This window comes from Shewanella sp. SM20, from assembly GCF_025654545.1.
GTDB lineage: Bacteria > Pseudomonadota > Gammaproteobacteria > Enterobacterales > Shewanellaceae > Shewanella > Shewanella oncorhynchi.
In genome coordinates this window covers 1-25,091 of record NZ_JAKKRK010000049.1, presented here as the reverse complement: position 1 = coordinate 25,091, position 25,091 = coordinate 1, and the positions used below count along the sequence as shown (strand labels likewise).

Genomic DNA, 25,091 nt, shown 5'->3' with positions numbered 1-25,091 from the left:
TCATCTTCACTGTAAAGCTGCTGACTCAATATTGCTGGGATAGTCGTGTCAGCAACCTATCCATAGCACGATAACCCAGTGCTTGGGCAAGATGGCGGCGTTCGGTGTTAGGTGCTTGTTCAAGATCGGCGATAGTGCGGGCGACTCTTTGTATACGATGAAAACTGCGAACAGATAGGCCAAGCTTCACCACGCTTTGCTCCAAAAACACTAAATCAGCATCACTGAGCCCGCTGAAGCGTTTCAATTGTTTCCCTGTAAGTTCGCTATTGAGCACACCAGCACGGGCGAGTTGTAGCTCACGTGCTAGCTTAACTCGTTTGGCGATATCTTGGCTGGTTTCTGTCTGCGGCGCGGCTTGAGTCAAAGTGCCCGCGGGAAGTTTGGGCACTTCTATGGTCAAGTCGAAACGATCGAGAAACGGACCTGAAAGCCGCGAAAGGTAACGTTGGATTTGTTCTGGGCTGGATCTATGATGGCTATCCAAGTCGCCACTAGGGCTAGGATTCATCGCTGCGATTAATTGGAATCGACTTAAAAATGTCAGCTTAGCGGCGGCGCGGGAAATCACTACTTCGCCGGTTTCCATCGGTTCGCGCAGGCAATCTAAGACTTTACGCGGAAATTCAGCCACTTCATCCAAGAATAATACACCGCGATGGGCGAGGGAGATCTCCCCTGGTTTTGGGATACTGCCACCGCCCACGAGGGAAATCGAAGAACTCGTGTGGTGCGGCGCCCTAAATGGTCGCTGTAAAAAATGCTGCGGTTTAATGTCGAGTCCAGCAACGGAATGAATTGCCGCCACTTCTAACGCTTCCTCATAATTGAGTGCGGGCAATAGCGCCATCATGCGGCTGGCAAGCATGGTCTTGCCAGTCCCCGGCGGGCCTAGCATCAAGAGGTTGTGGTTACCCGCAGCGGCAATTTCGAGTGCTTGCTTGGCCTGATATTGGCCAATCACATCGCTCAGGCAAGTATGGGACTCGGGCGTCTCTTGGCTTATCCATTCTAATTGTGGCGCTAACGTCGGCAGTTGGTTTTGCCCCTGTAAATAAGCGGCCAGACTCAGCAGGTGCGAGCCAAACAACACATTGGGATAGCCGACTAACTCGGCATCGTGGCGATTATCCAGCGGCAATATCAAGGTATGGTCTTGGCGCTTTGCGGCGATAATCGCCGGTAATAATCCTTGGCAATAACGTATGTGCCCAGACAATGCCAGTTCACCGACAAACTCGAGATTTTTTAGGCTATTAAGGGGGATTTGTTCTGATGCGGCCAATATGCCCACTGCGATGGGCAAATCGTAGCGACCACCTTGTTTAGGTAAATCTGCAGGCGCGAGGTTAACGGTTATCCGCCGCATCGGAAACTCAAATCCCCCATTAATCAGCGCACTGCGTACCCGCTCGCGGGCTTCTTTCACCGACGCTTCGGGTAATCCCACTAGATTAAATGCCGGTAAGCCATTGCTCAGATGCACCTCAACTGTGACTTGGGGCGCTTCGACCCCACAACTGGCTCGGGTATTGACGCAGGCAATCGCCATAAACAAATCCTTTTGTTGTTCATTTCGCACAGAATTTGAGTGTAGCAGTAATTGACGTTAGGGGTTTTCGATTAACTTGGTCATTCTCCTCATCAGTAAGCTGCTGAATCTGGCTATACCGTTCCCGTGATAGCTTTGGCAAATTGCCATATTGGACGATAGCAAATAGTTGATAGAAATGATAAAAAGCAAACATTGGAGTCCTGAGGTCAATATGGATATGTTGTTAGCAGAAAATTCCCCCATTCGTCAGCAGCTGCTAGAGCAAAAGCTGGCGCAGTTTAAAGACCCGCATCTTGCCCATACGCTTTCGGCATTTATTCGAAGTAGTGTCGATCTCTATCCCTGTGCAATCGAAGACTATGTCCAGTTAGGTAATAGCCGACTGGGTGGATTGCCGGATTTGCCTGTTGGCATGGATTATCCGGTGACTTTGGTCGGAAGGGAGGAGATGTTGGATGGCTATGTTGAGAGCTTTGGCCATACCCGCGAGTTTATTAATGAGCATTGGCGGGAGGACTGGCAGGACGATTGGGAGACAGATGAGGCGCATCTTTGGGACTGGGACGAGGCGGCGCAGGCCTTCCGTGTGCCCATGCAATTTATTGCACAGCTCAACTGTAGCGACCTAAAGGCGTTTCAATCTTATTTACCTCGAGAAGGGCGATTGTTGTTCTTTTTGGAGCGCTGGCGATTCTCGGAAATGCTTCGCGGCCATGTCTATTATGTCGCTGAGGATCAGCAGCTTAACTCTGGGGAAGCGATTGCCGAACTTAAGTTCGACGATGCGGTATGTGCAAACTATGAGTATGAGGCGGCTTATCAACTTCAGGGGATTGCCAGCATTAAGATGATAGCCCCTGACATGATTAATAGTGACAACCCGCATTTAGTAAAGTTAGCCAAGGCACGTTTACAAGCGCTACCAGAACCGCAACAAGCTATGGTGCTGGAGGCTCTAGCGGTTGTGGATGATGAATTGGCACCAGAGTGGCAAGATCAGCTCAAGGGCTATGAGCTGATACAATTGAATGAGCACGGGTTCATCCCTGGCCAGATTCTCACTCAATCGCAATGGGCTAATACCGAGTGGCAGCCATCCAGCTTGCAGTCATTGCTGGTCCCCGAGCAGCCGCTGCCGTATTACAATGGTATCGCCAGCATTAATGGCCATGGCGATAGTCGCTATAAAGCCCCCGAACTCCACGCTGCGGCTGAGTTAGGCGGCAATGCCGAAGATTATCTAGTACTGTTCAAAGTCGTCTATAGTGAGCACTCCATGCAGTTGAATTTTATTATCCACCAAGCGGATTTAGCGCTAGGCAAATTCGATCGCATTTACTGCATATATGATTATTAGTTCATCGAAAGGTTGGCTACAGCCAACCTTTTTGCTGGGCGATACGGGCTACACAGCACTTGGAGTATATCGAGACGATTGAAGATGTATGTTGCGACCGATTAAAAGAAGAGTCGCAAGCACAATTTAGTGCCTTTGAATGAATATGAGTTATAAAGGATTGATTCTGGGAGAAATGATTACCACTGAATAGATTGAGTGCTTGATAGTTATATTTAATTATTTCAATCAGTTAATGGAGATTAGTCAACCTATGCCATTATATGAGGGCATCGTTGCACAGTCTCAGTTGGTTGACCCTCCACTGAAAATCATGGTTCCCCTTCCAACGACCTTGATTCAACTTGACCGCTAGGCTGCATTAACGTCTGAGTTCTAACTTGTATTCCTTTTAAGTTCCCGTCATTTTCTCCGTGGTTAGGTCGCAAGACTGACCATAAGGCCGCCACTTACATCCCCATAAACATTCTGCTACAGAGCCACTCGAACTCCTTATACAGACAGGGTGTCGGAATAAATAGTCAGCATATAAAGTATACTTTGTATCATTTTGTGGTTTAATCGAAACATCTGCTGCCGATTTTAGCAACATTTTGGGCGGCGATGCGGTAACAAGGTTGTGAATCGATAATAATAAAGTGACCTCTTGTGAAGGATGACATTTGAGGGAACATGGTCGAGGAGAACTCGCCTATGCGTTCGTGGATGTTAGCGTGTGTGTTTATCTGTACTGCGGGTTTTGGTGGGGCAGCATGGGCAAAACTCGATGTGGTTTTCTTTAATCCTGGGGCTGTCGATGACAGTTTTTGGGGAGATGTCGACCAATTGATGTTGGCGGCATCGACGACACTCGATATTAAACTCGATATCATTCATTCCGATCGCAATCACTTCAAGATGATCACCCAACTCGATGAGTTGTTAGCTTCTGCAAAGGCGTTACCTAATTACGTTATTCTGGTTAATGAAAAACAATCCGCGATAAAAATGCTGCAGGCGCTTTATCCTCACCCTGTCTATGTGCAATTGATTTTAAATGATATTTCCCCTGGCGAGCGTGATGCCCTGCTGCAAGATCCCCATTGGCAAGAATATTTGTTACCCGCCATTATTCCCGATAATTACGCTATTGGTTCGGCGACCGCTAAGGCCTTAATGGATGACTTAGAGGGAAAGGCGGCTAAAGTTCTGTTGATTTCGGGCGATAAATCGACGCCTGCTTCAGTGCTACGAACCCAAGGCGCCAGTGACTATTTCTTTATGCAGTCCAATGCCACTCTGACTCAAACGGTTTATGGCCAATGGAGTGAGGCTGTGGCTTATGGGCAAGCGTTAACCCTGCTGAATCGTTATCCTGATCTGAATGTGATTTGGACCGCCAGTGATCGTATGGCGATTGGGGTGCTTAAGGCATTGAAGGAAAAAGGTTTGGTGTCTGGTAAAGATGTATTTGTCGGTACGATCAATACTTCACCTGAGATTTTACAGCTTTGTCGCCAGCACTCTGTGAGTGTTATTGGTGGCGGGCATTTTTTGGTTGGCGCTTTAGGTTTGGTCGAATTGCAATATTATCAGCAGCATAAAAAATATCTCCCCTATGACAATGTTGCTTTGTTCGGTGTTTTGCAACCAGATTCGGCATTTTATCAAATGTTAGTTGCTCGAGATTGGCCACAGATTTTCCAGTCTCAGATTTTGAATAAGTTGCCCCTCAAGGCGTAATAACAGGTGTACATGAAGCATCGTAATCATTCTATTAGCCACAAGATGACGCTGATTATTATTGGGGTGAGCTCGTTTTTTGCTGTGTTAACTATGCTGGTTCAGTTGATTTGGAACTATCAGGATAGTATCGATAATGCGACTTCGGATATCCGCGAGTATTCAGAATCTATTTTGCCAAGCGTGGCTAAGTCACTGTGGGACGTCGACCGTAGCTTGTTATCGGATTTGCTCTCTGGACTGGGGATGATGCCATTAGTGTCGAGTGTACATTTAGACAGTATCGATGGCGTCACTATGCATCTGGGTAAACCTTTGTTAACCGATGATGAGTCGCAAACTCTATTTCACTATCCTGTGACCTATCAAGAGCAGTCGATAGCGACTTTGACCGTAGGGTTAGATACCAATCGGCTTTACTACGAGCTGTGGCGGCAGTTGATTTTTATCGTGCTCGGTAATGGGTTAAAGACCCTATTGATGATTTATTTGATTTTGACCTTAGTGCGACTCATGGTGACAGATAGATTGTCGGCACTGGAGGATTTCACTAATAAAATCAATCTTAACTCGTTAAAAAAGTTATCTGTGCCCGAGACGGTAACCGCAAGACCCGATGAAATAGCCCATGTGGCATTGTCACTTAAGGGTATGTATCAAAGGATACGTAATGATTTAGCCATCAATAAACGTCAGCAACGTGCACTGCAACAACAGCAGCATTTATTGTCTGACTTAGTCAAAGAACGAACTAAAGAATTAGATTGGCAGTCGCAGTCGAATCAATTGTTGGCTGAGATTTCGTTGCAATTTTTGAGTATAGATACCTGCAATGTGGATAAAACCTTAACTGAGGTATGCCACAAAATAGGTCAGTTATTTGATGTTGAAAGGGTGAGTCTTCTCGAATTCAATCAGCAGCATGCCTATTACCGCAGCTTTTGGACCAGTGACTTACACGCAAATAAGGTCCAAGTGATTTCGGTAGATAATATTGCTCAACTGGCTAAAAAATTCGAGACGGAATCGACCTTAGTGATTGAGGATCTTGAGGCGTTAAAGGCTTTTTCACCACAGGAATATGAGGTAATGAAATCCGTGGGGATATGTTCGATTGCCGCCTTTGCGATTAAAAATGCTGGGGAGTTATTGGGATTGCTCTCGCTGTCGACTGTGTCGCGGCCATTAAATTGGAACGCCCAGAAAAAGAATATGCTGACCCAATTCGCCTCCGCATTGAACGAGTTACTGCTACGCGAACAGAAAGAGCGTCAGATGATAGTGCTACAACAAGCGCTGGTTGCCGCGAATAGCCAATTAAAGGTGATGGCTGAAACCGATGAATTAACTGGCTTAGCTAATAGACGACCCTTTACTGAAAGATTAGCTACTGTGCTACAAGCTAACACTCCAGCGGGATTGTTAATGTTAGATATCGATTATTTCAAATCCTACAACGACACTTATGGTCATCTTGAAGGCGATACTGTGCTTAAACGGGTGGCTGATGCCTTAGCACAGTGCGATATCCTGCCGCACAATGCTCTATTGGCTCGCATTGGTGGTGAAGAGTTTGCTTTGGTCGTCGAGCAGGTCACGCCAGCACAGTTAACGGCTATTGCTACGCAACTGTGTTATCTCGTTGAGCAACTCAATATTCCCCATCAAGTATCTCCCTTGGCTGTGGTGACGATCAGTATTGGCAGCGTGTTTTTGCCATTAGATAAGATCTCGGGGTTTAAGATGGCCGACGTATTACGCCGCGCCGATGTTTGCCTCTATCGCGCTAAGGATAAAGGTCGCAATAGAGTCGAGGTTGAAGTGATTTAATGGGAGCCGGTTGAAGGTGATGTTACTCTTTCGCCAAGATATCCCAACGCGTTGCTGGATTGGCTACTGAGCTTCAAGAGTCTAGGCTCTATGCTGCAAAATTGGAGACATATTCGGTTTGCATCACTACGCCACAGACGCCCTCAATCATGCTAACTAATTGATAACATTTATATGAAACATAGCGGTAGATAAGTCGCTAAGATAAAAATTACTCAAGGTGAGGTAATATTAGGCGGCAGATGAGATATAATCTGTCGCCTATTGTCGATTTAGCGATGCACTCTGAGTGACATCCATGCTGCCATTCTGGACGTATTTTACGTAACGCAACTAAGCAAAGCCACGACTGCATAGTCAATTCTATTGGCTTAAATGTACGTTCTAGCAGCTCAATATCAAAGCCACCGCGCTCGGATGTCTAATGCCATCGAGTCGAGTAAAATAATTAAATGCTGTATATTCAGTCTCTTTGACATAAAACATTACTTAAATGATGCAAGTGCATTAGCGCTATGCGTGGGCTGCGAGAGCGGAGTCACGCATAACTCGTGAATTTGCAGATATACTGAGTGCACCCTAAGGATTGTCATCTAAGCGCTCATTCATCTCAGGGGTGAAAGTGGTCAATACAATCTTGTTGGGCAGCGACCAGACAAAGCAAACTTTGCTCAAATACAATGAATTCAACTGACTCGCGAGCAATAAAGCGCGGGTTGGTCCTAGTTAGTCCAGTGTTAAATGAAAGGTGTTACATGAGTCTCTTTGATAACGTGATGATTATATTGTGTCTAATCGGCGCGAGTTGTTTTTTCTCTATGTCAGAAATTGCACTTGCCGCTTCACGTAAAATTCGTTTACGTCAGTTAGCCGATGAGGGCGATGCACGAGCAGAAAAAGTGCTGCAGTTACAAGCCGTTCCCGGTAGCTTTTTTACGGTAGTACAAATTGGTCTTAATGCCGTTGCCATCATGGGCGGTATTGTGGGTGAGTCGGCATTTCGGCCTTACTTCTATCAGTTGCTTTCCCCTTTAGTTGCCGAGCCTTGGCTGAGCCAATTGAGCTTTGTTTTATCCTTCATAACGGTAACCAGCGCCTTTATTTTAGTCGCCGATTTAATGCCAAAACGCATTGCCATGGCGATGCCTGAGCCTGTCGCTTTAGCCGTTGTCGGGCCTATGTCTTTCTGTATTGTGCTATTACGCCCATTAGTGTGGTTTTTCAACGGCATGGCGAGTGGTATCTTTAAACTGCTGCAGATCCCAACCGTGCGTAACGATGCCATCACCTCCGACGACATTTATGCCGTCATGAATGCGGGTGCCGAAGCTGGGGTGCTAGATCGCGGTGAGCAACAGATGATGGAAAATGTGTTTGAAATGCAAACCGTTTCTGTAACTTCGGCCATGACGGCCCGTGAAAGCTTAGTGTACTTTTTACTGCAAGACAGTGAAGAAGATATCAAGCGTAAAATTTCTGAAGATCCCCATACTAAGTTCCTCGTCTGCGATGGTCAGTTGGATATGATCAAAGGCTTCGTGGATGCGAAAGAATTGCTGATCCGTGTGATCAACGGTGAGAATATCATCTTAAAAGGCAGTAACTTAATCCATACTTCGCTGATCATTCCCGATACGCTGAGCCTGTCAGAAGCGATGGAATACTTTAAAAATAGTCGCGCCGATTTTGCCGTGGTAATGAACGAATACGCCTTAGTGGTGGGGATTGTGACTACTAACGATCTACAGCGCGCCGTAATGGGGGCTTGGTCATTGCACGAGAGCGAAGAGCAGATCATCGCCCGTGATAGCAACTCTTGGTTAGTCGACGGTGTGACGCCTATTACCGACGTAATGCGCGCCTTTGGTATTGAGGAGTTTCCGCATAATCAGAACTACGAAACCATTGCTGGTTTTATGATGTATATGCTGCGTAAAATCCCTAAGCGTACGGATTTCGTGAACTATGCGGGCTATAAATTTGAGGTGGTCGATATCGATTCGTACAAGGTCGATCAGCTATTGGTGACTCGTATCGATCCTATTGATAAGCTCAACTCGCCGGATGTGTAATCCTGTCATCTTGTGTTGATTGCCTTGCGATAGAAATCCTGTGGCAATAGTTTGTTAGCACCAATTTGATAGCAACTGTTCGATAGTGAAGCGGTTCTCTTTAGCTAAGTTTTTAGCTTTTTGAGAGCCGTTTCGGTTTTCTATCTCGTTGAAACTCTTCACTCGCACTTTTATTTTGTATTACTTTCCCCGTTTAAATCACATCCAAAAACGCATTAACGATGGGATCATCAAGTCGTTTCACTTTGCAGCAGCAACCTAACTCGAACGGTGGAATAGCAACCGGCGACGAGAGTAGCTGAATGCGATCTCGCACTGGGCTATTATTGATCACCACTTCGGGGCTCATGCTCACGCCGCAACCTAACGCTACCATAGAGGCGATCGCTTCCTGTCCCGAGACTTGGGCGTAAATATTAGGGCTGATGCCCATTTGTTTGAACCAGTTATCGGCGCGGCGCCGTCCTGGGCCGTGATCTGGGATGATAAAGGGTACGCTCGACCAATCGATGGGCGTTTGGCTAACTTGTTGCTGTACTGCACAGCGGATCGTCGGTGCGATAATCGACAGCGGCACATCGTCGATTTTGGCAAAGTGTAAGCTGCTGGGGAAAGGATCGGGCAGGGCAGCGATGGCGATATCGGCGCGATTCTGCTGCACTTCGGCCAGTGCGTTCGCTGCATCTCCCGTGGTTAAGGCGATTTCGACGAAGGGATGCTCTTGGCGGAATAGATCCAATAAACCCGGTAAATGACTGTAGGCGGCAGTGACCGAGCAATACAGATTTAACCGACCGCGCAGCACGTCCTGCTTGAGATCGATACTGTGCTTGAGTGTGCTCCAATGGTTCAAGGTCTGCTCGGCGAATCGCTTAAACTCGTGTCCCGCGTGGGTTAAGGTCACGCTGCGATTATCCCGCTCTAACAGCTTAGCGTTCACTTCTTCTTCTAATCTTTGCAGGGCTCGGCTTAAGGTCGATGGGCTCACATGCATCTGCTCCGCGGTCTTGGCGAAGTGCAAACTGTCACATAAGTGCAGGTACAATTTGAGGGTACGAATATCCATAACTTATCCTGTTTAGCCTGAGCTTGAGTGCTGCATATTGCCGCCGATGTTGCTGCCAGTGTTACTGAGCGTTATTGCGGCTGACGTTGCGAATAATGCAATATGAAGTTCCGAATATATCATTTTAAGCAATGATAAGCATGGGTTATAGTGATTTCAATCACAACCAAGTCGTAACATTATGTTAGTTTGGTTGCGTCCAAAATTTCTGACTTATAGGTGGTATATCAGATGGCTAACTATTTTAACTCTCTGAATTTACGTCAACAATTAGCACAGCTTGGCCAATGTCGTTTCATGGTTCGTTCTGAGTTTAGCGACGGCTGTAACTACATCAAAGATTGGAATATTGTTATTTTAGGTTGTGGTGCTCAAGGTCTTAACCAAGGCTTGAACATGCGTGATTCGGGTCTGAATATCTCTTTTGCCCTGCGTCCTGAAGCGATTGAACAGAAACGTGCCTCATGGCAAAAAGCAACCGATAACGGTTTCCGTGTCGGTACCTTTGAAGAATTAATCCCCGCGGCGGATCTGGTCCTTAATCTGACGCCGGACAAACAGCATTCAAACGTGGTTAACGCGGTTATGCCACTGATGAAGCAAGGCTCAACCTTGTCTTACTCACACGGCTTCAACATCGTTGAAGAGGGTATGCAAGTTCGTTCCGACATCACTGTGGTGATGGTTGCGCCTAAGTGCCCAGGTACTGAAGTGCGTGAAGAATACAAACGTGGTTTTGGTGTGCCTACCCTTATCGCGGTTCACCCAGAAAACGATCCAAACGGTGACGGTTTAGAGATTGCTAAAGCCTACGCTAGCGCAACGGGTGGCGACAGGGCCGGTGTGTTACTGTCGTCTTTCATCGCCGAAGTGAAGTCGGATCTGATGGGCGAGCAAACCATTCTGTGCGGTATGTTGCAGACGGGGGCCATCTTAGGTTACGAGAAAATGATCGCCGATGGCGTTGAGCCAGGCTATGCGGCCAAGCTTATCCAGCAAGGTTGGGAAACGGTCACTGAAGCGCTGAAACACGGCGGCATCACTAACATGATGGACCGTTTATCTAATCCAGCCAAGATTAAAGCATTTGAAATTGCAGAAGATTTAAAAGAAATTCTGCAACCATTATTTGAAAAGCACATGGATGACATCATCAGCGGCGAATTCTCACGCACTATGATGGAAGACTGGGCAAACGATGATGCGAACTTACTGCGTTGGAGAGCCGAAACTGGCGAAACAGGTTTCGAAAATGCGCCCGTATCGAGCGAGCATATCGACGAACAAACCTATTTCGACAAAGGTATTTTCCTTGTCGCTATGATCAAAGCGGGTGTGGAACTGGCGTTCGATACCATGGTGTCTGCGGGTATTGTGGAAGAGTCGGCTTATTACGAGTCACTGCACGAAACCCCACTGATCGCTAACACGATTGCTCGTAAGCGTTTGTACGAAATGAACGTAGTGATTTCAGACACAGCCGAATACGGTTGCTACCTGTTTAATCACGCCGCCGTACCTATGCTGCGCGACTACGTTAATGCCATGTCATCTGAGTATTTAGGTGCTGGTCTGAAAGACAGCGCAACCGGTGTCGACAACCTAACGCTCATCGCTGTTAACGAAGCGATTCGTGAAACGGCAGTGGAATATGTTGGCGCTGAGCTTCGCGGTTACATGACAGATATGAAGAGCATTGTTGAGGCTTAAGTGATAGTGAGTTAAGCCCAGCATTGGGGGAGAGGGTTGATACTCAAAGGACTTGGGTCTCAGCTCAGTTCCCAAGCAAGCTCAAGATAGTGAAACGCGCATCTTGAGCTTGCTTAGTGATAAATCAGTTAGTGAGAAACAAATTTTTTCCTGTTCAGTGGGTTGTCGAGCGGGCAAAAACGACACAGTTAGTGAGTCTATCGTTCAGTAGGTGAATCGCGCCGACTGAGGCTCAACAGTTAACGTTTTACTTTGTTGTTTTGCATTGTCTCGGCAGGGAAGCTGAATTTTTTTTGACAAAAGATATTTTTTATTGTGTTTGGCCGTTGCTTTATGGTAAAGCTAATAGCTCGCGCTAGGGCAAAGCCCAAAGCGATACTAACTTTCATGCAATATCCCAATTTTAGAAACACCGATTAGGAATCCATATTGATGTTTAACCAAGCTGCCAAGCTCATTCTCGTGATTATTACCGTCGTGATTATTAAATCACAGCGGGGGCGGCGCATGGCGAACTGATAGACCTAAAAGGTTAAAAGTTTCGAAAGAACCCCCCGCTCCGAAAGGACCGGGGGGTTCTTCGTTTCAGGGCCTAGAGTAAGGTTCTAAGCTTCGAAAGAGTAAAAAATTAGCGTCGATTTTCGGCAATTCAGGACTAACGTAGCGAGAGAGAATATGGAACCAGGGCAGATGATCAGAGGCGCAGACGCGGTAATCAAAGTGTTAGCAGCACATGGAGTCACCACAGTGTTTGGTTACCCAGGTGGTGCCATTATGCCAATATACGATGCCCTCTATGGAAGCTCTGTTGAACATCTGCTCAGCCGTCACGAACAAGGCGCCGCCTTTGCGGCCGTAGGATACGCAAGAGCCAGCGGTAAAACCGGCGTGTGCTTTGCGACCTCAGGCCCAGGCGCGACTAACCTGATCACTTCCTTAGCCGACGCGCTGTTAGATTCAGTGCCTATCGTGGCCATTACGGGCCAAGTCTCTACCGCCGTTATCGGCACTGATGCGTTTCAAGAAATCGATGTGCTGGGCATGTCACTGAGTTGTACTAAGCACAGCTTTATGGTGACAAATATCAACGACCTGATCCCAACCTTGTATCAAGCTTTTGAGATCGCCGCATCCGGCCGCCCTGGCCCTGTGTTGGTCGATATCCCGAAGGATATCCAACTCGCTCACCTCGAATACCGTACACCTTTGCTGGCCGTCATGAACGAACCCCAAGCCGATATGAGTGATATCGAGGCCGCCCGTGCGCTGCTGGCTGAAGCGAAACAACCTATGTTGTATGTCGGCGGTGGTGTGGGCATGGCGGGCGCGGTCGATCAACTGCGTGAGTTTATCAAAGTAACGGGCATACCTTCAGTCGCGACCTTGAAGGGGCTGGGCAGTATCGCCCACGGCACGCCAGGTTACTTAGGCATGTTAGGCATGCATGGTGGCAAGGCGGCTAACTTAGCGGTACAGGATTGTGATTTGCTGATCGTGGTTGGCGCCCGTTTCGATGACAGAGTCACTGGCCGTTTAGCGAGCTTCGCCGACAAGGCCAAAGTGATCCATTTAGACATAGACGCCGCTGAGCTGGGCAAGTTACGTATGCCAGAGGTGGCGATAGCCGGTGACTTACGTCAAATCTTGCCTGCCTTAGCCATGTCGATGAACATCACGCCTTGGCAGGCCGAGGTGGAGCATTTATCCCGTAAGCATCAATGGGATTATCAACACCCCGGCAGTTTGATTTACGCCCCTGCGCTGCTGCGCCGTTTAGCCAATAAGTTACCCGAGGACAATGTTGTTTGTTGCGATGTGGGCCAGCACCAAATGTGGGTGGCCCAGCATATGTGGTTCCGCCGTCCAGAGGATCACCTGTCCAGCGCGGGCTTAGGCACTATGGGCTTTGGCTTACCCGCCGCGATTGGTGCGCAAGTGGCCCGTCCCGATGCGACTGTGGTGACTGTCTCTGGTGATGGTTCTTTTATGATGAATGTGCAGGAGCTGACTACCATTAAACGCCGTAAGCTGCCGGTGAAAATCGTGCTGGTTGATAACCAAAAGCTTGGCATGGTGAAGCAGTGGCAACAGCTATTTTTTGAAGAGCGCTACAGTGAAACGGATTTATCCGATAACCCTGATTTTGTCTTATTGGCCTCTGCTTTTGATATTCCCGGCCGCACTATTTTTTCTTCCGACGAAGTGGAAGAAGCCTTAACCGAAATGTTAGCGGCTAAGGGCCCGTATTTGTTACACGTTGCAATCGACGATGCTTTTAACGTTTGGCCACTGGTGCCCCCCGGCGCATCAAACAGCGATATGATGGACGAAATGGAGAAACAAACATGATCCACTCTCTGGAATTAACGGTTCAACAACGCCCCGAAGTGCTTGAGCGTGTTTTGCGCGTGACTCGCCATCGCGGCTTTACGATTACCCAAATGCAGATGCGTATGAATGACGACGCTAGCCTGTCGCTGGATATGGAGGTCGATAGCGAACGTGCCATCGAACTGTTAAGTAATCAGCTGAATAAACTGATTGATGTGACCCAGTGTAAGGTATTGTTACCGCTGAGCTTGCAACAAACGGCGAATGCTTAAGCATTCGCCCTGTGAATTAAGAATACGATTTTCGATTTGAGATAAAGGATACAGTCAATGCCAAAGTTACGTTCAGCTACCAGTACCGAAGGCCGCAATATGGCGGGTGCCCGTGCGCTATGGCGCGCCACAGGGGTGAAAGACAATGATTTTGGTAAGCCAATTATCGCCATTGCTAACTCCTTTACTCAGTTTGTACCGGGTCATGTGCACTTAAAAGACATGGGCTCACTGGTGGCGAGCGCCATCGAAGAAGCGGGCGGTATCGCCAAAGAATTCAATACGATCGCAGTCGATGACGGTATCGCCATGGGCCACGGTGGCATGCTCTATAGCCTGCCATCGCGCGAGCTTATCGCCGACAGTGTGGAATACATGGTTAATGCCCACTGCGCCGATGCTTTAGTGTGTATCTCCAACTGCGACAAGATCACCCCTGGCATGTTGATGGCGGCGCTGCGTCTCAATATTCCCGTCGTGTTTGTGTCTGGCGGACCGATGGAAGCGGGTAAAACTAAGCTGTCGGATAAACTCATCAAGCTCGACTTAGTCGATGCTATGATAGCGGGCGCCGATTCGAACGTGAGCGATGAAGACAGTGCCAAAATTGAGCGTAGCGCGTGCCCAACCTGTGGCTCTTGCTCTGGCATGTTTACCGCCAACTCAATGAACTGTTTAACCGAAGCACTAGGGTTATCGCTGCCGGGTAACGGTTCTATGCTAGCAACCCACGCGGATCGCCGCGAGCTGTTTTTGGAAGCGGGTCGCCGCGTGATGGCGTTGGCAAAACGTTATTATCATCAAGATGATGAATCGGCATTGCCACGTAATATCGCGAACTTCAAAGCCTTTGAAAATGCCATGACCTTAGATATCGCCATGGGCGGTTCATCTAATACCGTATTGCACTTATTGGCCGCCGCGCAGGAAGCCGATGTTGATTTTACCATGGCGGATATTGACCGTATGTCGCGCCTTGTGCCGCACCTTTGTAAGGTTGCGCCATCGACGCCTAAATACCATATGGAAGACGTGCACCGTGCGGGCGGCGTGATGGGGATTTTAGGTGAGCTAGACAGAGCCGGATTACTGCATACCGATGTGTTCCATGTGGCGGCCGATGAAGGTGGCAATTTGAAGTCTGTATTGGCGAAATACGATGTGATGCAGACGGAAGATGAAAAAGTAAAACACTTCTTTATGGCGGGGCCTGCGGGCATTCCGACCACTAAAGCCTTTAGCCAAGATTGTCGCTGGCCGTCACTGGATAATGACAGACAAGAAGGCTGTATCCGTAGCCGCGAGTTTGCCTTCAGCCAAGAGGGCGGGCTTGCCGTATTGTCGGGCAATGTTGCCGAAAACGGCTGTATCGTTAAAACGGCGGGCGTGGATGAATCTAATCTGACCTTCATCGGCTCTGCTCGTGTCTATGAAAGCCAAGATGACGCAGTGGCGGGTATTTTAGGCGGTGAAGTGGTGGCGGGTGATGTGGTGGTTATTCGTTATGAAGGCCCGAAAGGCGGCCCGGGTATGCAAGAAATGTTGTACCCAACCAGTTACTTAAAATCACGCGGGCTAGGCAAGGCCTGCGCGCTGATCACCGACGGTCGTTTCTCCGGTGGCACTTCAGGTTTATCTATCGGCCACGTCTCACCAGAAGCGGCCGCTGGCGGCACAATCGCCTTAATTGAAAATGGCGATCGCATCGAAATTGATATACCAAAGCGCAGTATCAAGCTGGCGTTAAGCGATGCTGAACTCAATGCTCGCCGTGAAAAAATGCACAGTCTTGGCCCAATGGCGTGGAAACCTATTGGTCGCCAGCGTTATGTGTCACTCGCACTTAAGGCCTACGCCATGCTCGCCACCAGTGCCGACAAGGGCGCGGTGCGCGATCGCAGTAAACTGGAGGACTAATTATGTTTACTGCATCTATGTTGCCACTGGCATCGCAAACTCAGGCGGATTTAGCCCATTTTCAGTTGGCACAAAGCTATCTGCAAAAAATCCTGTTGTCATCTGTGTATGACATAGCGAAAGTGACGCCGCTTTCCAGCATGAACAAGTTGTCGGCGCGTTTAGGTTGTCAGGTATTTTTGAAGCGCGAAGATATGCAGCCAGTGCATTCCTTCAAGTTACGCGGTGCCTATAACCGTATCGCCCAACTGACGAAAGAAGAATGTCAGCGCGGTGTGGTATGTGCTTCGGCAGGCAATCATGCTCAGGGAGTGGCTATGTCTGCGGCGAGTCGTGGTGTGGATGCTGTGATTGTGATGCCTGAGACGACGCCCGATATTAAAGTCGATGCGGTGCGCCGTTTAGGTGGCAACGTGGTATTGCACGGCCAAGCCTTCGATCAAGCCAATGGCTTTGCGATGGCGATGGCCAAAGAAGAGGGCCGAGTCTATATCGCGCCCTTTGATGATGAAGCCGTGATCGCAGGCCAAGGCACTATCGCCCAAGAGATGTTGCAGCAGCAGCGCGATCTTGAAGTGGTATTTGTGCCCGTGGGCGGCGGCGGGCTAATCGCGGGTATCGCAGCCTATTACAAGGCGGTGATGCCGCAGGTGAAAATTGTCGGCGTCGAGCCAGAAGATGCCGCCTGTTTAAAGGCTGCGATGGAAGCGGGCGAGCCGGTGACACTGGCGCAAGTCGGTTTATTTGCCGACGGTGTGGCGGTGAAGCGTATCGGTACTGAGCCGTTTCGAGTCGCAAAACTGTATGTCGATGAAGTGGTCACTGTGACCTCGGATGAAATCTGCGCCGCGGTAAAAGATATCTTTGAGGACACCCGTGCGATCGCCGAACCCGCTGGGGCTTTGTCCTTAGCTGGGCTTAAAAAATATGTCAGCGCTAATGCCAATGGTGATTGCGGCAATGGTGAGAAAGTCGCGGCGATTTTAAGTGGCGCGAATGTGAATTTTCACAGTCTGCGTTATGTGTCTGAACGCTGTGAGCTTGGCGAGCAGAAAGAAGCTGTACTGGCGGTGAAAGTCCCTGAGCGTCCGGGAAGTTTCTTAACATTCTGTGAGTTACTCGATAAGCGGGTGATGACAGAGTTCAACTATCGTTTCAGCAGTCGCGATCTTGCCGTCGTGTTTGCCGGCATTCGCTTAAGCCGAGGTCAAGGCGAGCTAGAACAAATCATTGCCACCTTAGAGGCTAATGGTTTTGAAGTTCAGGATTTATCCGGGGATGAAACCGCGAAATTGCATGTGCGTTATATGGTCGGTGGTCATCCACCAGAGCCTTTAGAGGAGCGTTTATTTAGCTTTGAGTTTCCTGAACATCCCGGTGCGCTGCTGAAGTTTTTAACGACCTTGCAGAGCAAATGGAACATCAGTCTGTTCCATTATCGTAACCACGGCGCGGCCTTTGGCCGAGTGCTGGCGGGGTTTGAAGTACCCGCGAGTGATGCTTTGCCGTTCCAACAGTTTTTAACTGAGTTGGGCTTTGTCTATCAAGAGGAAACTCAAAGTCTTGCCTATCAGCTGTTTTTAAATGCGGGTAACGGCAACAAGGCGTTACAACCTTAGTGATTCTGCATGTGACGCTTATGTTAGTCATAACTAAGGCTAAAGGAGGAGCGCACAGGCGCTCCTTTTTGTGGTAGTTTTGTAGACTTAATACTCTAGCCGCCGATTAGCGCGCCACAGTTAAGTCGCTGACGATTGGCTAACGAATAATAACTAGACTTCGACCTACACCTACACGCATTAAGGAGACATGATGTTACCAGCACCGCGTTTTACCGCTTTTAATCCTCCTCGCCGTATTTTAATGGGCCCAGGCCCGTCGGATGTTTATCCCGAAGTGCTTGCGGCGCAGTCCAGACCGACAATCGGCCACTTAGATCCGCTGTTTGTCGGCATGATGGATGAGCTTAAGAGTCTGATCCAATACGCCTTCCAAACTAAAAACGAAATGACTATGGCGGTATCTGCGCCGGGCAGTGCGGGTATGGAAACCTGTTTCGTTAACTTAGTCGAGCCGGGTGAGAAAGTTATTGTCTGTCGTAACGGTGTGTTTGGTGAGCGTATGCGCCAAAACGTCGAGCGCGTGGGCGCCATTGCAGTGCTGGTGGACAATGAGTGGGGCGCGCCTGTCGACCCTGCTGCGGTTGAAGCTGCGCTTAAAGCCAATCCCGATGCCAAGTTTTTAGCCTTTGTGCACGCCGAAACTTCTACTGGCGCGCTGTCCGATGCCAAAACTCTGTGCGCATTAGCCAAAACCTATGGTTGTTTGAGCATAGTTGATGCGGTGACTTCCCTTGGCGGTGTCGAGTTAAGGGTCGATGAATGGGGCATAGATGCTATTTATTCCGGCAGTCAAAAGTGCCTTTCCTGTGTACCGGGTTTATCACCTGTGTCTTTCTCACCTGCTGCCGTCGAAAAACTCAAGAATCGCAAGACCCCAGTGCAAAGTTGGTTCCTCGATCAAAGCTTAGTGATGGCCTATTGGACCAGCGCGGGTGGCAAACGTAGTTACCATCACACTGCGCCAGTGAATGCGCTTTATGCACTGCATGAATCCCTGCGTATTTTAGCGGCCGAAGGCTTAGAGAATGCATGGCAACGCCACCACGAAATGCATTTAGTGCTGCGTGCTGGGCTGGAAAAGTTAGGGCTTAATTTTGTGGTTGCCGAAGATTATCGCCTACCGCAGCTGAATACGGTTTATATCCCCGCAGGTGTGGATGATGCCGCAGTGCGCACTCGTTTGCTGAAGGATTACAACCTCGAAATCGGTGCAGGCCTTGGCGCCCTTGCGGGTAAAGCATGGCGTATCGGTCTAATGGGCTTTGGTGCCCGCCGTGAGAATGTTTCTTTATGCCTCAAGGCATTAGAAGAAGTGTTGAACTAATATGCCAAAATTACGCCTTGCTCTTTGCGGCCTAATGATCGCTTTGCTCAGTGCTTGTTCGGTGAACAATACCAGCAATGCGTCCTGCGATTTTGTGCGCGGAACAAACAATAATCAAAGTATGCGTGAGGCGAGTGGCCACGATATGGGCAGCGCCGATGAGCGACAAAAAGATGTCGGTATCGGCTTCTTGAGTGTCATCTTCGGCGGCATCAGTCGAGCACTTTCTTCCGATGATTCATCGGATGGAAAATGCGTGTAACGCTGTGAGTTATCTTTGAGTGTTCATCATCCCCGCTGTGAGGGGATGATGATCAAAGCCGCGGTAAGGTGGGCTGCACGAATAGGGATGACACTATCGGTAAATTGACAGTCTGTTTGCATACATACGCTGTGTTAATCTCTCCACTGGGCAGTTTGAATGACTAAAGTTTATTTACAATAATTTTCAATTACTTGATATTTTTCGACTTCAACTTTTGTGTATTCATTTCTTGAAGTTTTCACCATCTCAAAGAGTTTTACTCCACAGGTCTCCTTTCCGCTCGCTAGCTTTACGTAATCGTAAAGGGCTTCATAATTGCCATTAATTTTGGGTTCAAAGCTGATAATTTTGCGGCACCAAGAATACAAGGCTCCCCCTGAATCGGTTTGCCCTGGGGCAAATCCCGAAATTCCAACGCCATTAAATTGGAAGGCAAAAGGCTTTTCTGCGGGGATATAGACTTCATTTTGATGGGAGTCACCCAGCGTTTTATCATACGCGGGCATATCAAGCCTACTTAGGCTTCTAATTAAGTTCGCTTTTACACCAAGTGTAGCAATCCCGCTTTTAGCGTCGAATTCAGTAGATATGCAATCTTTTCTGCTTGGGACGTTAATAAAATTATTATTGCTAGGCACAGAGGCTAGTCGCAATTTGGCGCTTGGTCCTTCTTTCATGGGGTGTAAGTATTGATTTGAGGCGCAACCGGATAGCGCAACAATACCACTTAATAAAAGCACTTTTTTCACGTATATACTCCATAGTAAATGTTAAAATAACGTCCGTTTAAAGGGCTAGGTAACGTCTGCCGCCCTGTATTGTTAACAATTGTATCCGATGTATCCCGGTGGAGCCATCTCATGGCGTGTCAGTGCTGAGCTTTACTTCACAAATGTATGCAAAATTAGCACGTTATGCTTTATTATGCTTGATATACAGGGGGGGGGAGGTTACTTATTAATTGCTTGGTTGAGCATTTGTAAATAGTGCCACCTATCTTAAATCGCCGCGAGAATGTGACGCTCTGTTTACGTGCCCCTGAAGAGGTGTAGAACTAATATATTAACTGCGCGTATAGGGATTTTACGTTTAGCAATCTTTGGGTTAATACTGATATTAACTGGCTGTTCCTCGACAAATTCGAGCAGTGCTAGCTGTGATTTTGTGCGAGAAACTGCTGGTAATCAGAGTCAACGCGAGGTCAGTGGTGACGATAGTCGTAGTCGCGATGTCCGACAGATGGATGTGGGCATCGGGACTTTAACCGCTATCTTCGGCAGTATTAGCCGCGCACTTTCTTCCGATGATTCATCGGATAAGAAGTGTTTGTAATAGGTGAGTTTTATTAACAAAGCTGTATTTTTACTCTGGGATATTGATTAAATACTTTCATTCCAGTGACTCGCCGACTTTGGTTTAAAAAATAAGTTGTCCCTATAGACCCTACGGCGGCGACCATGCCGCCAATGGTCACTTCCACGACAGTGCTTAATCCCGTTAAACCCTTGGTATACCTGATAGTCTGTTATTTATAATTATGCATTCCGAGAATTTAATACCAAGAATTTAATAATGGTGGTTCGTTAAGCTTTTTTGACTTGCGAGGGAATATTATTGCTGGCAACAGAGTAAAACGATGTTTAAAATAAATTCAAGTTTGTGCTAATGCTTTCTTAGGGACATTAAACTTTTAACCTATTACAGGGTAGTTATTATGAGTATAAATCTACAGCCATTTTTTATTGTGCAATCAGATCCTGATGGTAAGGGAATACCGTATTTTATGGATAAACATTGGACTCCTGAGCTACCTGACTATGAGTTTTATGACTCACCACCATGTGAGGTTGATTTTTTTAATGCTTATTCTCTTAAAGCAAAAACATATCAACTGAATGGTGATTATTTGGTTGATGAAAATTTAGTTTCTAATGAAATGTTATACTTGTGTGAAAAATTAAATGTTAAGTGTATTCGTATTCCTGTCGATATTAACTTGCATCGAGGATTTCGTCCGCAGAAAAAGTACTTTTTATTTTTTCCACTAAGTTATTTGTCTATCTTAGATAAGGATGAGTCCACTTATACTATCTCGATTGACTTAGATTCTGGAAAATTGAACACGCAAGAGGAACGTGGGTTAAAGAAGACATATTATGAGTCTATAGATAAATTTAAAATAAAGAATAATATACGTGAACATTTATTCTTTTGTAACGAGATAGCGGCTTCTGTATGTTCTATTCAGTTTAAAAATGAGTACGAAGCTCTTGGTTTAACAGGGGTGAGTTTTAAGGAGATAAATGAACATTATCAGTATTCTGCATGGAGCTGAGTGCATCATAAAATGAAAATATTGAAGCTAAGTACAAGGAGTGAATAATGGACTGGATTGAGTTAGAAGAAAAATGCTTTGAAATTACATACGATACAATCAAGATGTTATTGTTAGAAAATAAAGATGAGGCATTCTATGCGGTATCTCTTTACACTGACAGTAGTGCCATGTCAGCATCATTAAGTGCTAGCTCTGAGGGTAAGCTTAAAAGCATTCTCGTTGCTGAAGAAGATCAGAGCATAGAGTGTGAAAATTACTATAGATGGGCAGTATCTGAGTGGTTTTATGATGGATATAATGCGGGAGCCTTCTCCAAAATAAGTAAGATGCTTCGAGAGGACTCATCTCGAGAAATAAACTTTGCAAAGTTTAAAAATGAACTAATTAAGACATTATCAAATGTACTAATCAGAATAAAAAGAGAACTGCCTATTGAGCTAAATTCGACAGTGTTTTTTGTTTCAATTACTGACGACGATGAGTCTGAGGAAATAGAAAACTCTTCTGCAAAATTAATAAACGATGCCCCCATTTTAATGGCATTTATTTTAAGATTTGACTAATTAACCGTACAGGTTTATCTATAAAAATAGAAAAATAATCTCTTTTTAAAAAAGATGAAAAAATATAGGAAAAACGCATCTTTTCTTCATGGCGATTATTCTAAATCTTGATTCAAAAGATGTGACTGCTGAGATGGTCACCTCTGTCTGGACTTCGGTTTGGGTAGTTCAGGCTATCAGAATGTACGGCAGTTTATGGGATTAAGCACTGGCATCTAAGTGACCGTTGGCGGCATGGCCGCTCATTCACATCCATGTGATCGCGACATTCGTATGTCCATATACAGCAGATGCAGCCGTCGAGCCCTCAGGGATGACTTATTTTTAAACCAAAGTTGGCGCGTCACTGGAATGACAGTGCTTAATCACTTCTTACGTCACAGAGTCTAATTGTCATATCTTTTGACGCATTCTTAGTTGAGCCATGTTGAACAATCAGGAGACATAAATCAGACCACCCAAGATAAACTGCAACATAGTTAAAAAGACAGGATGATAGTGGCATAGTAGATACATGAATAGTGCTTGAAGCAAAACATAAATCGAATTATGTTATTGCTTTATATGGAGTATTACTCCGCTGAATTTATCACTAAGGATTTTTTGATGATTAGAATATTGTGTTTAATTTATTTGATTTTAGTGTCATATAGTTCAATTGCATCATCACCTATAGTGGAGGAAATAGTGACTTCTGAATTGGCGAAGGAGTTAGGCTTTATTATAAAAATTGAACCTCAAGGTGATATCGGTCAGTCAATCGAAGTTGTTGGGCCTTTAGTTATTAATTCTGATTGCCGTCCTTTTAGAACTGGCAGTTTTTTTGCTGAAAAAAATGACAACCAGATTGCTGCATTTTTGACTACATTACCACTTTCCGATGAAGCTCCTAAAGTTTTAGGATTTACTCCGAATGATAGCTTTTATACCGTTAAGATGGTTATTGATTACACCTGTCCATCCCCTTACGAATCTGCAAGTCGAAGGTACGTGTTGCCAGTAAAGATAGAGTGAACAGGATAGGGGAAAAGACAGGGAAAGGTTAACTGTTTCATCCATGCTAATGAATTCACATTGATATGGAAGTGACCGTTGACGGCATGGATGCCGTCGTCGAGCCTATAGGGATATATTTACGGCGTGTCACTGGAGTAGCGATGTGAATTGAGTTGTGCAGTCATTTTAAGCTAGCTGGATTAAACGTTTTGATGCAAGAAGGAAGTCCTCGCTCCGCAGCCTCCGATTTTTGCTAATTGACATATAATGTCATCCCGCTATTATGGCAGCACCTCAGATTACACGAACAAGATCCTATAAATGAAAAAGTTATTTATTATGCTGGCGATGATTTTTGCGGTTAGCTTAGTTACTAGCCCAGTCGTTGAAGCGAAAAAATTCGGCGGTAGTAAATCTATCGGCAAAAGCCATCAAACGGCTCCGGCTCAACCAGCGGCGACCAACACACCGACTACGGCGCCAGCGGGAGCACAGGGCAAAAAAGGTATGATGGGCGGCATGTTAGGCGGTTTATTAGCAGGTGGCTTATTGGCTGCGCTGTTTATGGGCGGTGGTTTTGAAAATATTCAAATCATGGATATTTTGATTATCGGTTTGCTGGCATTCGTGCTATTCAAAATCGTCCGTACTGTGATGGCCTCAAAAGCGGGTGCGCAGCCAAGACCAGCCTATGCGGGTGCTGGCCAACCCAATCCGAATATGCAGCGTCAACAGACTGAACAAACAGGTTTTGCCACCAATGCAAACAGCGGCAGCAATGGTTTTGGCCAATCGACAAGTGATGTGCCCTTTAATTTACCCGCGGGTTTTGATTTACCCGGCTTTTTGGAAGGCGCTCGCAGTCATTACAAAACTCTACAATTGGCTTGGAATGAAAACGATTTAAGCAAAATCCAAGAGTATGTTTCTATTGATCTTTACAATGAACTCAGCAACCAACGTCGCGAGTTAGTTGGCGATCAGCACACAGAAGTGATGTTTTTGGATGCAGAACTTGTCCGCGCCACACACAATGCAAATCTTGCGGAAGTGAGTGTTAAATTTAGCGGCCGCTATCGCGATACCGTTGAAGGCGTAGAAGAGGACATTAAGGAAATCTGGCATTTAGAGCGTAACGTAACACAAGCCAATTCACCTTGGTTAATTGTGGGTATCGAACAGTAATCAGCTCAGTGTTTAAAGCAGCCTTAATCTCTTAAGGCTGCTGTTTACATCCCCTTTCGTTTCAATCCAGCCTTCCCTCAGTAGTTCAACGTTATTGATTGAAAAAGCGCTTATCATTACTTTGACTGTTTTACTGGCTAGACAGTCGTTGCGTGACGAGTTGTAATTAAGTTACTCACTATGAGGGCTATTATTTATAGATTGTATTTTATAGCGCTAATTTTTCGTTAAGTTGAGGTGCTAATATATGGAGAAATAAGGTGGAGGCCAAAATCAGTTAAACCTTGTACTATTCCTAATTGAATTACAAATACTACTAATGTAAAAGTTAAACCTTTACCAAAGGATAGTTGAAAAATCTTGCTGTAAACTACTGATATTGCAATATATGTCACAATTAGTCCAAACAATCCTTTGATGGCAATAACTATTGCAAATGCTAGTATTGTTCCAATCGAAACGGCTAAACCACAATGTATAATAGTTTTATTTTCTGCTTCAAATAATTCAGCTCCAATTTTTACTGGAACAATCGTTATTAATATCAATATGAGCCACGCTAGCATAATAAAATCCATTTTATATGAAAATCTATTACAAAATTAATCTGCAACGTTTAAAGGCAATAAATTTAAATTGCTCTTATTGAGGGCTGATTATACTTATACAAAAATAAAGTGCTATACCTTATGTGTTTTTTAAGGTGGTTGGCATTATATACTGAAGGATCCCCTCATAAATCAGCCATAGCATAGCCATATTTGAGCAACTGATTGGCGAATAATACCCAGGCCGCCAGCAATTCTTTCTCCGTGATTTGATAATCAGGCCGCCTGAGTACCTCCAATCCCAAGCGAATCGTTGAGAGTACCGTTCGATGCCCAATGGTATTGGCCTGAAAATGCTTATCCCAGCCCTGTTGCTGTGCGTGTAAACCAACTAGCCACAACAGGCATTGAACCATCA

Annotated in this window: 20 protein-coding genes and 1 pseudogene; 16 read left to right on the top strand and 5 right to left on the bottom strand. The window is 46.3% G+C overall.

The window, feature by feature from the left end; all coding sequences use genetic code 11:
- Positions 1 to 25: 25 nt before the first annotated feature.
- Positions 26 to 1,552: a YifB family Mg chelatase-like AAA ATPase gene (locus L5M18_RS17955; protein WP_263198059.1), complete on the bottom strand. Its 1,527-nt coding sequence runs from the start codon at positions 1,550 to 1,552 to the stop codon at positions 26 to 28.
- 214 nt (positions 1,553 to 1,766) lie between these two features.
- Between L5M18_RS17955 and L5M18_RS17950 the strand changes: the two genes are divergently transcribed.
- The 4 genes from L5M18_RS17950 (at position 1,767) to L5M18_RS17935 (ending at position 8,536) form a co-directional block, all read left to right on the top strand.
- The gene (locus tag L5M18_RS17950) at positions 1,767 to 2,912 is read left to right on the top strand and encodes a YwqG family protein (protein ID WP_263198057.1); all 1,146 of its coding nucleotides are present in this window, start codon (positions 1,767 to 1,769) and stop codon (positions 2,910 to 2,912) included.
- A 693-nt stretch (positions 2,913 to 3,605) separates the two neighbouring features.
- Positions 3,606 to 4,634, top strand: coding sequence for an ABC transporter substrate-binding protein (locus L5M18_RS17945; protein ID WP_173248009.1), 1,029 nt, complete (start codon positions 3,606 to 3,608; stop codon positions 4,632 to 4,634).
- A gap of 45 nt (positions 4,635 to 4,679) precedes the next feature.
- The gene (locus L5M18_RS17940) at positions 4,680 to 6,464 is read left to right on the top strand and encodes a GGDEF domain-containing protein (RefSeq protein WP_105253010.1); all 1,785 of its coding nucleotides are present in this window, start codon (positions 4,680 to 4,682) and stop codon (positions 6,462 to 6,464) included.
- A 755-nt stretch (positions 6,465 to 7,219) separates the two neighbouring features.
- Positions 7,220 to 8,536 (top strand): hemolysin family protein, encoded by a 1,317-nt coding sequence (locus L5M18_RS17935; protein WP_105250472.1) that lies wholly within the window; start codon positions 7,220 to 7,222, stop codon positions 8,534 to 8,536.
- Positions 8,537 to 8,729: 193 nt separating this feature from the next.
- Here L5M18_RS17935 and ilvY read toward each other — a convergent pair whose 3' ends face one another.
- The gene (ilvY, locus tag L5M18_RS17930) at positions 8,730 to 9,602 is read right to left on the bottom strand and encodes an HTH-type transcriptional activator IlvY (RefSeq protein WP_105250471.1); all 873 of its coding nucleotides are present in this window, start codon (positions 9,600 to 9,602) and stop codon (positions 8,730 to 8,732) included.
- Positions 9,603 to 9,833: 231 nt separating this feature from the next.
- On the opposite strand from ilvY, the gene ilvC reads away from it, so the two are divergent.
- The 7 genes from ilvC to L5M18_RS17895 all read left to right on the top strand — a co-directional run bounded on the left by ilvC (position 9,834) and on the right by L5M18_RS17895 (position 19,040).
- The gene (gene ilvC / locus L5M18_RS17925) at positions 9,834 to 11,312 is read left to right on the top strand and encodes a ketol-acid reductoisomerase (protein ID WP_263198056.1); all 1,479 of its coding nucleotides are present in this window, start codon (positions 9,834 to 9,836) and stop codon (positions 11,310 to 11,312) included.
- 675 nt (positions 11,313 to 11,987) lie between these two features.
- Positions 11,988 to 13,661: an acetolactate synthase 2 catalytic subunit gene (ilvG, locus tag L5M18_RS17920; RefSeq protein ID WP_263198055.1), complete on the top strand. Its 1,674-nt coding sequence runs from the start codon at positions 11,988 to 11,990 to the stop codon at positions 13,659 to 13,661.
- A complete protein-coding gene (gene ilvM / locus L5M18_RS17915) occupies positions 13,658 to 13,915 on the top strand; it encodes an acetolactate synthase 2 small subunit (RefSeq protein WP_006083459.1) in 258 nt (85 codons plus the stop codon). The genes ilvG and ilvM overlap by 4 nt, the downstream gene beginning before the upstream one ends.
- Before the next feature lie 57 nt (positions 13,916 to 13,972).
- Positions 13,973 to 15,832 (top strand): dihydroxy-acid dehydratase, encoded by a 1,860-nt coding sequence (gene ilvD / locus L5M18_RS17910; RefSeq protein ID WP_263198053.1) that lies wholly within the window; start codon positions 13,973 to 13,975, stop codon positions 15,830 to 15,832.
- Between the two features lie 17 nt (positions 15,833 to 15,849).
- The gene (gene ilvA / locus L5M18_RS17905; RefSeq protein WP_263198067.1) at positions 15,850 to 17,451 is read left to right on the top strand and encodes a threonine ammonia-lyase, biosynthetic; all 1,602 of its coding nucleotides are present in this window, start codon (positions 15,850 to 15,852) and stop codon (positions 17,449 to 17,451) included.
- Between the two features lie 193 nt (positions 17,452 to 17,644).
- Entirely contained in the window at positions 17,645 to 18,778 is a 1,134-nt protein-coding gene (locus L5M18_RS17900; protein WP_263198065.1) for a pyridoxal-phosphate-dependent aminotransferase family protein, read from the top strand.
- 1 nt (position 18,779) lies between these two features.
- Positions 18,780 to 19,040 carry a hypothetical protein gene (locus L5M18_RS17895; protein ID WP_198573261.1) on the top strand — a complete coding sequence of 87 codons (261 nt, stop codon included), beginning with the start codon at positions 18,780 to 18,782 and terminating at the stop codon, positions 19,038 to 19,040.
- A gap of 170 nt (positions 19,041 to 19,210) precedes the next feature.
- Here L5M18_RS17895 and L5M18_RS17890 read toward each other — a convergent pair whose 3' ends face one another.
- The gene (locus tag L5M18_RS17890) at positions 19,211 to 19,792 is read right to left on the bottom strand and encodes a hypothetical protein (protein ID WP_198573262.1); all 582 of its coding nucleotides are present in this window, start codon (positions 19,790 to 19,792) and stop codon (positions 19,211 to 19,213) included.
- A 415-nt stretch (positions 19,793 to 20,207) separates the two neighbouring features.
- Here L5M18_RS17890 and L5M18_RS17885 point away from each other — a divergent pair, with 415 nt between their 5' ends.
- The 5 genes from L5M18_RS17885 to L5M18_RS17865 all read left to right on the top strand — a co-directional run bounded on the left by L5M18_RS17885 (position 20,208) and on the right by L5M18_RS17865 (position 24,125).
- Positions 20,208 to 20,375: a hypothetical protein gene (locus L5M18_RS17885; protein ID WP_242068409.1), complete on the top strand. Its 168-nt coding sequence runs from the start codon at positions 20,208 to 20,210 to the stop codon at positions 20,373 to 20,375.
- 382 nt (positions 20,376 to 20,757) lie between these two features.
- The gene (locus tag L5M18_RS17880) at positions 20,758 to 21,378 is read left to right on the top strand and encodes an imm11 family protein (RefSeq protein ID WP_263198048.1); all 621 of its coding nucleotides are present in this window, start codon (positions 20,758 to 20,760) and stop codon (positions 21,376 to 21,378) included.
- A 47-nt stretch (positions 21,379 to 21,425) separates the two neighbouring features.
- Positions 21,426 to 21,944 (top strand): DUF4303 domain-containing protein, encoded by a 519-nt coding sequence (locus L5M18_RS17875; protein ID WP_263198046.1) that lies wholly within the window; start codon positions 21,426 to 21,428, stop codon positions 21,942 to 21,944.
- A 687-nt stretch (positions 21,945 to 22,631) separates the two neighbouring features.
- On the top strand, positions 22,632 to 22,958 hold the full coding sequence (locus L5M18_RS17870) for a hypothetical protein (protein ID WP_147250511.1): 327 nt from the start codon (positions 22,632 to 22,634) through the stop codon (positions 22,956 to 22,958).
- Between the two features lie 303 nt (positions 22,959 to 23,261).
- A complete protein-coding gene (locus L5M18_RS17865) occupies positions 23,262 to 24,125 on the top strand; it encodes a Tim44 domain-containing protein (RefSeq protein WP_198573146.1) in 864 nt (287 codons plus the stop codon).
- A 227-nt stretch (positions 24,126 to 24,352) separates the two neighbouring features.
- Here the strand turns inward: L5M18_RS17865 and L5M18_RS17860 are convergent, their stop codons facing one another.
- Together L5M18_RS17860 and L5M18_RS17855 are read right to left on the bottom strand one after the other, a co-directional pair.
- Positions 24,353 to 24,691 (bottom strand): hypothetical protein, encoded by a 339-nt coding sequence (locus L5M18_RS17860; RefSeq protein WP_263198045.1) that lies wholly within the window; start codon positions 24,689 to 24,691, stop codon positions 24,353 to 24,355.
- Positions 24,692 to 24,858: 167 nt separating this feature from the next.
- Positions 24,859 to 25,091 (bottom strand): annotated as a pseudogene (locus L5M18_RS17855) (IS4 family transposase); the annotation flags it as partial.